This window comes from Ruthenibacterium sp., from assembly GCF_017421385.1.
Classification (GTDB): Bacteria; Bacillota; Clostridia; order Oscillospirales; family Ruminococcaceae; genus Ruthenibacterium; species Ruthenibacterium lactatiformans.
Window position 1 is genome coordinate 15,285 of sequence record NZ_JAFOIN010000117.1, and the last position, 13,358, is coordinate 28,642.

Genomic DNA, 13,358 nt, shown 5'->3' on the forward strand with positions numbered 1-13,358 from the left:
AAACAAGAAAGAGGGTAAACACAATGTCTATCGCGATTGTAAAAAAGGAAGAAATGGCGCCTCAGTATGACGCAAACGGATTTTCCCGCATGGAAATGCTGCCCGGAACGTTCCCCGGCGCCCACAACTACAAATGCTTTTTGAAGGCCGGGCATGATGTGCAGCCGGAAAAATATGCAGATAAGACCGCAGTGTACTGCTTTACAGCCGGCAAGGGCTATGTCACCACGGATAAGTTCGCCCGCAACATCACCGAACTGGCTTTTTTTGTGCCGGATTTTGACAACGGCGATTTTACCATTCACGCCGTCGAGGATCTGGAGTTCCTGTGCCTGGTGCTGGATATGACAGAGGGAGACCACAAAAATTATGCGGCGTGCCACACAACGCTGCCGATCTTCCGTTCCTTCTCTGAGACGCATGAATATACGCAGGACTGCAAGGGCCCCCACACCCGCAGCTGGCAGGTGCTGTACTCCGGCGAGGTAGGCCGCAATCTGCTGGGCGTGGTGAAAGCCGTGGGCGAAGGCACTGTGGAAAAAGGCCATCCCGCGGTGGACCAGTGGAACTACGGCCTGGACAATGCCGATTTCACGCTGACGGTGGAAAACGAGAGCGTGGCCCATCATGCGGGCGACTGGAGCTTCGTGCCCGCCGGGCTGGACCACTCCCTGACGGCGGAGCCGGGCAAGGAAGTGGCGTACATCTGGTTCGAGCGCTTCGTGAAAGAGCGGGAGGCCTGAATTTCTGCAGCGGCAGAAAAAAACAGAAACGGCGGGATGCGCTCCGGTGTGCCCCGCTCATCCATCAGGCTGTTTCAAGGCAATAGCTTGCCTTGGGGCGGCCTGATGCCAAAAGGGGACGAAGTGATGGAAGTACGGAAACTGAAAACGGCAATCGCAGGCTGCGGAAAGATATTCCCCATGCATGCCGTACCGGTCTCCAGGGACCCGCACGCCGTGCTCACGGCGGTGTGCGATATGAAGCCCGAGCGTGCCGGGGCTGCGGCGGAGCGCTTCGGCTGCCGGGCGTATACGGATTTTGAAGTGATGCTGGAGCAGGAAAAGCCGGATGTGGTGCATATCTGCACGCCGCACTATCTGCATGCGCCGCTGGCGTGCCTTGCCATGGAGCGCGGCTGCCATGTGCTGACAGAAAAGCCTATGGCCATTGCGCTGGCGGACGCGCGCCGTATGCTGGACACCGCGGCCGCCACAGGCAGAACGCTGGGCGTCATTTTCCAGAACCGCTATAACGCGGGTTCCCAGCTCATCCGCCGTTGCCTGGACAACGGAGATTTGGGCGAGGTGCGTGCGGCGCGCGTGCTGCTGACATGGGACCGCTCACCGGAATATTATTCCCAAAGCGACTGGAAAGGCACCTGGGATAAAGAGGGCGGCGGCGTCATCATCGACCAGGCCATCCATACGCTGGACCTGATGCGCTGGTTCATCGGCCGTCCGGTGACAGGCGTACAGGCCAGCCTGGCCAACCGCACGCACCCGGATATTCCGGTGGAGGACACAGCCGAGGGACGGGTGGAATTTGAAGGCGGTGCGTACGGCGCCTTTTATGTGATGAACCACTACTGCACAGACGAGCCGGTTCGTCTGGAGCTGGCGTGCACCCGGGGCAAAGCCGTTATGGAAGGGCCCAAGGCGCGGGTGGAGCTGAACAACGGCCTCACCTGCCTTGCGGACAACGACCCGGCACAGATGTTTGAATACGGGGACGTCAAGCAATATTGGGGCACCAGCCATGTCAAGCAGATCGGTAACTTTTATCAGAGCCTGCTGGGGCTTGCGCCCATGTATGTCACCGCGGAAAACGCCTTTTTGACACAGGAAATGATCTGCGCCCTGTATGAGCACGGCCGCAGGCATTTTGTAAGGGAAGTACGATGAAGGTCATCTATTTTGATATCGACACGCTGCGGCCGGACCATTTGTCCTGCTGCGGGTATGGGCGGCCGACGCCGCACATCGACGCGCTGGCGGCGGACGGGGTGCGTTTTTCCCGGGCGTATGCTTCCAACACGCCCTGCATGCCGGCCCGCGCAGCGCTGTTTACCGGGTGCTTCGGCGTGGTCAACGGCGTGGAGACCCACGGTACGGCTGCACTTTCCGTGGCCACGCCGCCGGAAACGGCCCTGCCCCGTGTACTGTCCTGGGAGGGCGTGCACACGGCGGCGGTTTCTTCGTTCGGGCGGCATCCTGCGCCATGGTTTTACAATGGATTTTCCCATGTGATCGACCCCTCCTACCGCTGCCGTGCGGAAAATTTCCAGCGCTTTCCGGGCGCCGCGGTGAATGAGGCGGCAATGGATTTTCTGGACGGCTTTTGTGGGGAAGACCTTTTCCTGCATCTGCATTACTGGGATCCTCACGGGCCGCTGTCCCCGCCGCCGGAATGGATCGACCGCGGCTATGAGCCGGACACCTCCGCCGTAACCGATGAACAGCTCACCCGGCTGGCCGCATCTCCGCTGTACCGAGGCGGCCGGCATACGGGCGTGCGCAGCCGACGGGAGCTGGCGGAGCTGCTTCGCCTGTATGACGCCGAGATCCGCTATACCGACCATCTGGTAGGGCAGATGTGCGAATACCTGAAAAAAAGAGGCTGGTATGACGACTGTGCCGTGATACTGAGTGCGGACCACGGCGAGCAGTATGGAGAGGGGCAGATGATTCTGGAGCACGGCACGGTGCATGACAGCTGTATCCATATCCCGATGCTGCTCAAGCTGCCGGGCGGCGCCCACAGGGGCGAGGTGTGCGCCCATCCTGTGTATGGGCTGGACATCGCGCCTGCTGCGGCGCGCTTTTTCGGCGTGGCCGCACCGGAGATGTGGCACGGTACAGCACTGCAGGACACGCTGGACGGAACAGCGGCGCCCCGGGAATATCTTGTGTGTGAGCACGGGCTGTACACCTGCCAGAGGGCGGTTTTACAGGACGGCTGGAAGATGGTGCATACCTTCAGCCCCGGCCTGTGGGATTTTGCAGAATATGCCCTGTATCATACGGAAGAGGACCCGCGGGAAACGGCGGATGTAAAGGCCCGGTATCCGGAGGTGCTGGCGCGGATGCAGGCGCTGGAGGCGGAATGGCTGGAGCGCACGCTGCACGGCGCGCCGGACCCGCTTGCACGGCTGGGCGCTGAAAATGCACAGCACGGCCTGCGTGTTGCCCGGGAGGTGACCCGGCGCCTGCATGCGGACAAGGAGCAATAACCGGCTGCCAAAGGGACAAAAGGGTGCGGAAAGCTGAACGCTTTCTGTACCCTTTTTCTATTGACAAACCTAAAAAAAAGCAGTAAGATATGGTTCGCCCCCTAACAAACGGGGCATAGCTGGCGCTTAAAATTCAAGAGCCGCGGGCGGCAGCCCGCATGGCCGCGTCGGGCCGCACTGCCTGTCGCAGGGCGGCCGAAGAGACTGCGGCTGATTTTTTTGAGTCGAATTGTTAGCGTCATAACAAATAATACAGAAAGGCTCCTCGGAGCCGGAGAGAAAGGGGTATCTTTTTATGCTGAGTGTTTTGGCCAAAAGCATCCGCGAGTACAAGAAGCCTTCGCTGCTCGCGCCGCTGTTGGTCTCGGGCGAGGTGGTGATGGAGTGCATCATCCCGTTTGTCACGGCGAATCTGGTAAACCAGATCAAAGCCGGGTGCTCCATCGGCGTCATTGTGCAGTACGGCGCGGTGCTGGTGGTGATGGCTGGGCTGTCGCTCACCTTCGGCGCACTGGCGGGCAGCGCCTGCGCCACCGCAAGCTGCGGCTTCGCGCGCAATCTGCGCAAGGACATGTTCTATAAAATACAGGATTATTCTTTCGAGAACATCGACAAGTTTTCGGTGTCCAGCCTTGTGACACGCATGACCACCGATGTGACCAACGTGCAGATGGCATATATGATGATCGTGCGCACGGCCATCCGCTGCCCTCTGATGCTGGTGTTTTCGTTTGCGATGGCGTTTATCATGGGCGGCAAGATGGCGGTGATCTTCCTGCTGGTCATCCCGGTGTTGGGCGTGGGGCTGGCGCTGGTGGTGCGCAGCACGATGCCGCTGTTCAAGCGCGTGTTCAAAAAATACGATGCGTTGAACAGCTCTGTGCAGGAAAACATCAAAGGTATGCGCGTCGTGAAGTCCTATGTGCGCGAGGAATATGAAAAACAGAAATTCGGTGCGGCGGCAGCAGACGTCCAGCGGGACTTCACGAGAGCGGAGCGCATCCTTGCTTTCAACAACCCGCTCATGCAGTTCTGTGTATATGCGGTGATGGTGTTCGTGCTGTCCTTCGGCTCGTATACGGTCATCACCAGCCGCGGCCTTGCGCTGGATGTGGGCCAGATGTCCTCCATGCTCACGTACAGCTTCCAGATATTGATGAGCCTGATGATGCTCTCCATGGTGTTCGTGATGATCACCATGGCCAGTGAATCGGCTCAGCGCATCGTGGAGGTGCTGTGCGAAGAGAGCGCGCTGCAAAGCCCGGAAAACCCTGTGCGCGAGGTGAAGGACGGCTCCATCGATTTTGATAATGTGAGCTTCAAGTACGCAAAGACGGCGGAGCGCATGGCGCTTTCCGGCATTGACCTGCACATTCGTTCCGGCGAGACCATCGGCATTATCGGCGGCACGGGCTCGTCCAAATCCACGCTGATCCAGCTCATCTCCCGTCTGTATGACGCCACTGAGGGCGCTGTGCGCGTGGGCGGTGTGGATGTGCGCAGCTACGACCTGGAGGCTCTGCGCGACCAGGTAGCCGTGGTGCTGCAGAAAAACGTGCTGTTCAGCGGTTCCATCCGGGAAAATCTGCGTTGGGGAAACAAGGACGCCACCGATGCAGAGATGGAGGAGGCCTGCCGCCTGGCGCAGGCGGATGAGTTTATCCGCCAGTTCCCGGACGGCTACGACACCCATATCGAGCAGGGCGGCGCCAATGTTTCCGGAGGGCAGAAGCAGCGCCTGTGCATTGCCCGCGCGCTGCTGAAAAAGCCCAAGATCCTGGTCCTGGACGATTCAACCAGTGCCGTGGATACGCGCACCGACGCACTGATCCGCCAGGCGCTGCGCCGGTATATACCCGAAACGACAAAGATCATCATTGCCCAGCGCATCGCCTCCGTACAGGACGCGGACCGCATCGTCGTCATGGACGGCGGCGCGGTGAATGCCGTGGGCACCCATGCGGAGCTTATGAAAACAAACAAGATCTACCGCGAGGTGTATACCTCTCAGAACAAGGCAGGTGACGACGATGCCGAATAAAGGAACCGCAAAGCGCCGCGCGCCCAAGGGCGTGCTGGGCCGTCTCATCCGCACGCTGTTCGGTTTTTATCCGGTGCTGCTGCCCGTTACCGTGGCGTGCATCCTGTTCAACGCCGTCGTTAGTTCGGTGCCGTCCATCTTCATGCAGAACGTCATTGCCGCCGTGGAGCAGAGCTGGCAGAGCGGCGATTGGTCCGCCGTATCCGGCCGCATTTTGGGACTGGTGGCGTTGCTGGCGGTGTTTTATGTCCTCAGCCTGGCAGCGGGTGTTGTATATACTCAGCTCATGGCCGTCATCACGCAGGGCTCGCTGGAAAAAATGCGCGAGAAGATGTTCAACGGCATGCAGGACCTTCCCATCCGCTATTTCGATACCCACAATCATGGCGATATCATGAGCTATTATACCAACGATATCGACACGCTGCGCCAGATGATCAGCCAGAGCTTTCCGCAACTTCTGATCTCCGCCGTAACGGTGATAACGGTGTTCAGCATCATGCTGTATTACAGCATCTGGCTGGCCGCCGTGGTGGTGCTGGGCGTGGTGTGTATGGTGCTTGTGGTGCGCAGGATCGGCGGCGGCTCCGCCAAATATTTTGTACGCCAGCAGCAGGCGTTGGGCCGTACCGAGGGCTACATTGAGGAAATGATGAACGGTCAGAAGGTCGTTAAGGTGTTCTGCCACGAGCAGGAGGCCAAGCGCGCCTTCGACGCCATCAATGATGCCCTTTTTTCCGACGCCGAAAAAGCCAACCGCTACGCCAACATGCTCATGCCCATTCTGAACAACATCGGGAATGTGCTGTATGTGGTGGTGGCGCTGGCCGGCGGAATTCTGCTGCTGAGCGGAGCGCCCAACCTGAGCATTTCAGGCCTGGCGTTCAGCATCAGCATCGTGGTGCCGTTTCTGAACATGACGAAGCAGTTTTCCGGCAATGTCAGCCAGGTGTCCAATCAGATCAATTCCATCGTCATGGGCCTGGCCGGCACGCAGCGCATTTTTGCGCTCATCGACGAGCATCCGGAAGCCGACGAGGGCTATGTGACGCTGGTGAACGCGAAAGAGGGGGCGGACGGCACGCTGGAGGAGTGCGCGGCGCGCACAAATGTATGGGCCTGGAAGCATCCGCATGGCGACGGAACTACCACCTATACCCGCCTGACCGGCGATGTGCGTCTGTTTGACGTAGATTTCGCCTACGAAGAAGGCAAAACGGTGCTGCATGATGTGACGCTGTATGCAAAGCCCGGCCAGAAGGTGGCTTTTGTGGGCTCCACCGGCGCGGGCAAGACGACCATCACCAATCTCATCAACCGTTTTTACGATATCGCGGACGGCAAGATCCGCTATGACGGCATCAATATCAATAAAATAAAAAAGGCAGACCTGCGCCGAAGCCTGGGCGTTGTGCTGCAGGATACCAACCTGTTCACCGGAACGGTGATGGACAACATTCGCTACGGGCGCCTGGACGCCTGTGACGAGGAGTGCATCGCCGCGGCCAAGCTGGCGGGGGCGCACGATTTCATCACGCGCCTGCCGCAGGGCTATGATACGCCGCTGAGCGGCAACGGCGCAAGCCTGTCCCAGGGCCAAAGACAGCTGCTGGCCATTGCCCGTGCGGCGGTGGCGGACCCGCCCGTGATGATCCTGGACGAGGCGACCAGCTCCATCGACACCCGCACCGAGGCCATTGTACAACGGGGCATGGACGCGCTGATGACGGGCCGCACGGTGTTTGTCATCGCACACCGGCTGAGCACTGTGAAAAACGCCGACGCCATCATGGTGCTGGACCACGGACGCATCATTGAGCGCGGTACGCACGACGAGCTGCTGGCCCTGAAGGGGACTTATTACCAGCTTTATACCGGCGCGCTGGAACTGGATTGAAGCGCGCGGAAAACACCGGCAGGCGCGCCCCGCTTCGTGCGGAGCGCGCCTGCTTTTTTTGCAGGGCGGGCGATGCTTGCAAAGCGCGGTGCCCGGCGGCTATAATAAGATGTATTTACCACGGAAAGGGGCGGTTTTATGGAAACTGTCGTGGGCGTTTTCGCTCATGTGGACGCGGGCAAGACGACGCTTTCGGAGCAGCTTTTGTACCGGGGCGGCACGCTGCGGCGCGCCGGGCGCGTGGACAGCGGCGACACCTGTCTGGACCATGACGTCATCGAGCGCAGCCGCGGCATCACGGTATTTGCCGACGAAGCGGCGTTTACGGCCTGCGGGCTTCCGTTCCGCTTAATCGACACCCCGGGCCACGCGGATTTCAGCGGCGAGATGGAGCGCAGCATCTGGGCCGTGGACTGCGCGGTATTGGTGGTAAGCTGTGTGGAGGGCGTACAGGCCCATACGGAGACCGTCTGGCGGCTGCTGCGGCAAAACGACGTGCCCGTGGTGTTTTTTCTGAACAAGGCGGACCTGCCCACCGCTGATGCTGCCGGAACGCTGGCGGCGGTACGCGCACGCCTGGGGGCGGATGTGCTGGCGTGCGGGCCGGATTTCTGCGCGGCGGACATTGGAGAGGCCTTGGCGGAGGAGCTGGCCGCGCGGGACGAAACGCTGATGGAGGATTATCTTGTCCGCGGCTATGACGCGCAGGCCGCCCGGGAGCGCGGCGCCGCACTGGTGCGGGCGGGGCTTGTTTGTCCGGCAGTGGTGGGCGCGGCTCTGAACGGCACAGGCGTTGACACGTTGCTGAACGTATTGGCGGCGTTCTGCGCCGCACCGCAGGAAGAGGCCGGAGACGCGCTTTTCCGCGCCCGTGTGTACAAGGTGCGTCATGAGAAAAACGGCGGCCGCATCGTGTTTTTGAAGGTGTTGGCAGGGCGTCTGCGCCCCAAAGAGAATGTGGCCTGCCCGGAAAAGGGCGGGACTGCGTATTACAAGGTGAACGGGCTGCGGGCATACAGCGGCGGAAAAAGCGCGCCGCTGGCCGAAGCGGGGCCTGGCACGCTGTGCGCCGCCGCCGGTCTGGGCCGGGTGATGCCCGGGGATGTTGTGGGGGCGGATGCCCGGCCGGGTATGCCGCCCGCACTGCGGCCGCTGCTTTCCGCCCAGGTATTGGCAGGGCCGGAGCTTCCGCCCCGCCGCCTGCTGGAGCTGCTGCGTGAGGTGGAGGACGAGGAGCCGCTGCTGGGCGTGGAATTCAGCGAAGAGCTGCAGCGTGTGAACGTTCAGGTGATGGGAGAGGTCCAGCTGGAGGTACTGCAGGCCGTGCTGCGGGAGCGGTACGGCGCAGAGGTATCGTTCGGCCCCTGCGGCGTGCTGTACAGGGAAACCATCGCAAACGCCGTAGTGGGCTGCGGCCATTTCGAGCCGCTGCGCCATTATGCCGAGGTACACCTGCGCCTTTCGCCGGGCGCGCCGGGAAGCGGCATAACGTTTGACAGTGAATGCCATACCGATGTGCTGGCACAGAATTGGCAGAATCTCATCCGCACCCACGTTCTGGAAAAGAGCCACCGGGGCGTGCTTACCGGCGCGCCGCTGACAGACGTGCGCGTGACGCTGCTGGCCGGGCGCGCCCATCTGAAGCACACCGAGGGCGGGGATTTCCGCCAGGCCGTATACCGTGCGGTGCGCCAGGGGCTGATGCAGGCGGAAAGCGTGCTGCTGGAGCCATGGTATTCTTTCACGGCAGAGGCGGATGCGGCACTGGCGGGGCGTATCCTGTCCGACATACCGCGTATGGGCGGCCGGTATGAAGCGCCTGTGACAGGCCGCAACGGCCGGGTGGCTGTGACGGGTACATGCCCTGTGGCACAGATGCAGGCCTATGCCCGGGAGCTGACCGCGCTGGGCAAGGGACGGGCGCAGCTTTCGTTGGCGTTCGAGGCATATCATCCCTGTACGCCTGCACAGCAGCAGCACCTGGCCGAACAAACCGGCTACGACCCGGAGAGGGATGTGGAAAACACGCCGGATTCCGTATTTTGCAGCCACGGAGCGGGGTATCCCGTCAAATGGAACGAGGCACCGGCCCAAATGCACATCCAGTTAAAATAAAAGCAGCCGGGACCTGAACCGCCGTTCGCCCACGGGAGGCAGGCGGAGGAAAGAGAGATTCACCATTGCATAGGGAGGGAATTATGACAGATCACAGGGCGTGGGCTAAAATGCTTGCGGAAAAGGCGCTGGCGCATTTTGGTGCGCGGGTATGGTTTATGGGGCTGCAGGGCAGTGTCCGGCGGGGTGCGGCCACAGAGAGCAGCGACATTGATTTTGTGCTCATTTTGGACAGGCTGGACACGGCCGACCTGTCGGCTTACCGGGAATTGGTGCGCAGCATGCCGGACAGCGAAAAGGCCTGCGGCTTTGTTTCAGGCAGGAAAGAGCTGCTGGCTTGGCCCCGGGCGGACCTGTTCCAGTTTTACCATGACACAGAGGCGCTGTACGGTTCACTTTCGGAGGTGGGCGCGCTGTTGTGCCCGCGGGACGCGCGTGGCGCCCTGCACATGGGCGCGGCGAATGTATATCACGCGGCGTGTCACAGCTTTTTGTTCGAGGATGTCTCTGCCAATCTGCCTGCGCTGTACAAGGCCGCGTTTTTTGTCCTGCAGGCGCAGGCCTTTGCCGCGTCGGGCGTGTACTGTGAGGACGCCGCCGCGCTGGAGCGGCATCTGCCCGACGCGGACAGCCGGGCCGTGCTGGCGGGGCGCGGGCAAAAGGCATTCACGCCGCAGGAGACGCCGGAGCATTATGCGCTGCTGGTGCGCTGGGCCGGGGCGGTTTTGCGCGCTTCAGCGGTTGGGCAGGATGCGCGAGATGCGGTAAATTATAGAATAAACGGCTTACAAAACAGGTAAGAGGAAACATTCCTCTCGCTGTGTATCGTATAAGGAGGCTTAAAGTTGCAGGCAAAGTTCACAATACAATACGGCGAATTTGCTGTGGCGCAGTATTTATCAGACAACATAAAGAATGCGTCAGTGTTTGTTCCCACATCGGCGCAGGAAAAAGGAATCGACCTGTTACTGTATAAATTCTGTAGTGGGGTGAATCTGGTCAATACGATTCAGGTCAAGATGTCAAGAGCCTATCGTCACCCAAATAAGAGATATCAAAATATGCTTTGGTTCAACCGATTCACGCCCCAAGATAATGCGGATTGGTTTATTTTGCTTGGACTCTATGCACAATTCCCCTCTGAACCAGATACACCAAGTAAAGCAATTCGGTGGGAAGAAATCATGCTTGCGTTCAAAAACAAAGAAATGAAGCATTTTATGGAGGAGGTCCGGTTCAAATCAGATCCGGAACGGGCAGATAAAATGTTTGGCTTTAGTTTTAACAGTAGAGATGAGATAAGACAAACAAGGGGTTATGCAGAAGAAAGAGATATGAGCGCATATCTGATAGAAAACAGAATAAAGGAGATAGAAAACTCGTTCAAATAAAAGGGGACGTATCTATTAAGAGGTAAGGAACGTCAGCTCTCCCACCGAGAGCGCCGGCTGCAGCGCTTTATTGATGGCCAGCGCCAGCAGCGTCGCGCCCCGGCGGATGATGGCGTCGATGTCCTTGGGCGTCACCACCAGCGGGCGTTTTGCGCCCAGCATCGTGTCGGCCTCCATAACGGTGGGCACGCCTACGGCTACCACGGGCACGCCCAGCGTCTGCTGCGTGAGCGGCGGCGCAGTGTGGGGCGAAAGCCCTGCCGTGGAAAGCTGGACGCTGCATCCCAGCCGGCGCACGTCTGAGGTACACAGGCTGTCCACACACACAACGGCCGCCGGCTCCAGCCTGCGCACCACGCTTTGCAGAAGCTCGGCTGTGGCAAGGCCTGTATTGCCCTCTACCCCCGGTGAAAACGCGGCTACGGGCCGCAGCGCTACATCGTCCCCGGCGTCCGGGTGTTCGCACAGATGGCGTGTGACGAACACGCGGTCCGCGGTTTCGGGGCCAAGGGCATCCGCGGTGACGGCCCGGTTGCCCACTCCGGCTACCAGGACAAGCCCCTCCTTGGGCAGAAGCGCGCGCAGCTGGCTGGCAATGGCCCATACATAAGCCTCGTTGCGGTCGTCGATGGCGGCGAACTGGGGCATATCCAGCGTGATGTACCGTCCTTTGGGGCGGCGCAGGCCGCTGCGCTCAATCTCCACCCGCGTCAGGCCGATGCCCGACGCGGTGGCCGTGAAGGTCTTGACGCCGCGGGGGACGCTCCCGCGGGATTCGGGATACAGTTCGGCGGCGATATCCGTGTATACTGCCATGATATTCCTTCCTTTCGGGAGATAATGCGCCTGTTTGGGCGCTTTTTTCAAAAAAAGGCTTGCCTTGCGGGGCAAAAAGTGGTATTATAAATTGCACTGTTATGGGTATTAAGGAGGTGGTACGATGCCTAATATTAAGTCGCAGAAAGACCGTGTGGTGCAGGCGAAAAAAGAGGCTCTGCACAACAAAGCGATCAAGTCCAACCTGAAAACAGTCGTCAAGAAGGCAGACGCCGCCATTTCCGCCGGCGCCGCCGACAAAGACGCTGCTGTGAAGGCTGCTGTCGTCGCGATCGACAAGGCCGCGGCGAAAGGTGTGCTTCACAAGAACACGGCTTCCCGCAAGGTTTCCCGTCTGGCCAAGGCCGCAGACAAAGCCGGCAAGTAAGCTACGCTTTCAAATAAACCCGCTGTTCGTCTGAACAGCGGGTTTTTTGTCGTGCCTTGGCCGGGTTCTGCGCCCGGCGCAGCGGGGTCAGCTCTGGTCCCGGCTTTTGCCCAGCAGCGCGGCCAGAAAGCCCGCCGTCAACGAGGCTGTCACACCGCCCGCGGCGGCCGTAAAGCCGCCCGTCAGCGCGCCCACAAGGCCGCTCTGCGCCACAGAATCCATTACGCCCTGGGCCAGCAGGTGCCCGAAGCCGATGAGCGGCACCGTGGCGCCCGCGCCTGCAAAATCAACCAGCGGATCGTACCAGCCCAGCGCGCTGAGCACCACGCCCGCCACAACGTACAGCACCAGAATGCGCGCGGGGGTAAGCTTGGTCAGGTCGATGAGGAGCTGGCCTACCACGCAGATCAGCCCTCCCACAAGAAACGCCCATACAAAATTCATCGCACGCCGCCTCCTTTTTCCGTTTCCTCCGGCAATTCGGAGGAAAGCTCGATCAGATGGGCGACGCCCGGGATGCTCTCGCCCTGTAAAAACGTAGTTTGGCTCATCAGCGCGCCGGTGGAGAGGAACAGCACGCGCTTCATGCGGCCCTCGCGCAGCGCGGGCAGCACGTGGCAGCACAGAACCGTGGCGCTGCAGCCCGCGCCGGACCCGCCCGCCTGCACGTTCTGCGCGTCCCGGTCGTATACCAGCAGGCCGCAGTCCTGATGGTTTTCCAGCGGCAGACCTTCCTCCTTGAGCAACTGCAGCAGCAGCGTGCGGCCCACAAAGCCCAGGTCCCCGGTGAAAATGGCGTCAAAGTGCTCTGGTTTTTCGCCCGTATCGGCGAAGTAGCGCAGGATCGTTTCACAGGCGGCCGGGGCCATGGCCGCGCCCATATTGTTGATGTCGGTGACGTTATAATCCCGCACGCGGCCGAATGTGACGGCGCGCACATAGGGCGGACCGCCGGCCGGAGCCAGGATGGCGGCACCGGCGCCTGTTACCGTCCACTGGGCCGTGGGCGTACGTTTGCCGCCATAGTCCAGCGGCGTGCGGAACTGGCGCTCCGCCGCGCAGAAATGGCTGCTGCTCATGGCCGCGGCATACTGCATGTGGCCGCCTGCCACCATGCACGCGGCCAGGCCAAAGCCTTCGGCCATGGTGCTGCACGCGCCGTACAGGCCCAGGTACGGGGTGTCGAACCCGCGCATCGTATAGGCCGACGCGGTGCACTGGCACTGCAGGTCGCCCGCGAACACGGCGTCCAGCGCGTCCGCCTGCAGACGGCCTTTTTTCAGCGCGGCCTCCAGACAGTAGCGGGCAAAATCGCTCTCGGCCTTTTCCCAGGTCTTTTCGCCGCACAGGGTGTCGGCGATGAGCATATCAAAGGCGTCTGCCAGAGGGCCTTCCGCCTCTTTTTTGCCGCCCACGGCCGCATATGCGACGGCGCTGGGCGGAGCTTCAAACAGAATGGTGTCTCCCTTACGCATGCG

General features: G+C 60.7%; 12 protein-coding genes. 9 read left to right on the plus strand and 3 right to left on the minus strand.

Annotated elements, in window-relative coordinates; genetic code table 11:
• The first annotated feature begins 23 nt into the window (after positions 1-23).
• The 8 genes from IIY41_RS13335 (at position 24) to IIY41_RS13370 (ending at position 10,676) form a co-directional block, all read left to right on the plus strand.
• Positions 24-743, plus strand: coding sequence for a cupin domain-containing protein (locus tag IIY41_RS13335; RefSeq protein WP_009326214.1), 720 nt, complete (start codon positions 24-26; stop codon positions 741-743).
• Positions 744-869: 126 nt separating this feature from the next.
• Positions 870-1,904, plus strand: a complete 1,035-nt coding sequence (locus IIY41_RS13340) for a Gfo/Idh/MocA family protein (RefSeq protein WP_287401150.1) — start codon at positions 870-872, stop codon at positions 1,902-1,904.
• Positions 1,901-3,232, plus strand: coding sequence for a sulfatase (locus tag IIY41_RS13345; protein WP_287401152.1), 1,332 nt, complete (start codon positions 1,901-1,903; stop codon positions 3,230-3,232). The genes IIY41_RS13340 and IIY41_RS13345 overlap by 4 nt, the downstream gene beginning before the upstream one ends.
• Before the next feature lie 295 nt (positions 3,233-3,527).
• The gene (locus IIY41_RS13350; protein WP_009326211.1) at positions 3,528-5,273 is read left to right on the plus strand and encodes an ABC transporter ATP-binding protein; all 1,746 of its coding nucleotides are present in this window, start codon (positions 3,528-3,530) and stop codon (positions 5,271-5,273) included.
• Complete coding sequence (locus tag IIY41_RS13355; protein ID WP_009326210.1) at positions 5,263-7,170, plus strand: ABC transporter ATP-binding protein; 1,908 nt, start codon at positions 5,263-5,265, stop codon at positions 7,168-7,170. The genes IIY41_RS13350 and IIY41_RS13355 overlap by 11 nt, the downstream gene beginning before the upstream one ends.
• A gap of 138 nt (positions 7,171-7,308) precedes the next feature.
• Positions 7,309-9,285, plus strand: coding sequence for an elongation factor G (locus IIY41_RS13360; protein ID WP_009326209.1), 1,977 nt, complete (start codon positions 7,309-7,311; stop codon positions 9,283-9,285).
• Between the two features lie 83 nt (positions 9,286-9,368).
• Entirely contained in the window at positions 9,369-10,085 is a 717-nt protein-coding gene (locus tag IIY41_RS13365) for a nucleotidyltransferase domain-containing protein (RefSeq protein WP_287401156.1), read from the plus strand.
• A gap of 45 nt (positions 10,086-10,130) precedes the next feature.
• On the plus strand, positions 10,131-10,676 hold the full coding sequence (locus IIY41_RS13370; protein ID WP_050005576.1) for a hypothetical protein: 546 nt from the start codon (positions 10,131-10,133) through the stop codon (positions 10,674-10,676).
• A gap of 15 nt (positions 10,677-10,691) precedes the next feature.
• On the opposite strand, the gene gpr is transcribed toward IIY41_RS13370, so the two are convergent.
• On the minus strand, positions 10,692-11,492 hold the full coding sequence (gene gpr / locus IIY41_RS13375; RefSeq protein ID WP_009326164.1) for a GPR endopeptidase: 801 nt from the start codon (positions 11,490-11,492) through the stop codon (positions 10,692-10,694).
• A 124-nt stretch (positions 11,493-11,616) separates the two neighbouring features.
• Here gpr and rpsT point away from each other — a divergent pair, with 124 nt between their 5' ends.
• Positions 11,617-11,880: a 30S ribosomal protein S20 gene (gene rpsT / locus IIY41_RS13380; RefSeq protein WP_009326163.1), complete on the plus strand. Its 264-nt coding sequence runs from the start codon at positions 11,617-11,619 to the stop codon at positions 11,878-11,880.
• A gap of 87 nt (positions 11,881-11,967) precedes the next feature.
• On the opposite strand, the gene spoVAE is transcribed toward rpsT, so the two are convergent.
• Positions 11,968-12,324, minus strand: a complete 357-nt coding sequence (spoVAE, locus tag IIY41_RS13385) for a stage V sporulation protein AE (protein ID WP_009326162.1) — start codon at positions 12,322-12,324, stop codon at positions 11,968-11,970.
• Positions 12,321-13,355 carry a stage V sporulation protein AD gene (locus IIY41_RS13390; protein ID WP_009326161.1) on the minus strand — a complete coding sequence of 345 codons (1,035 nt, stop codon included), beginning with the start codon at positions 13,353-13,355 and terminating at the stop codon, positions 12,321-12,323. Before IIY41_RS13390 ends, spoVAE begins: the two co-directional genes overlap by 4 nt.
• Positions 13,356-13,358 lie beyond the last annotated feature (3 nt).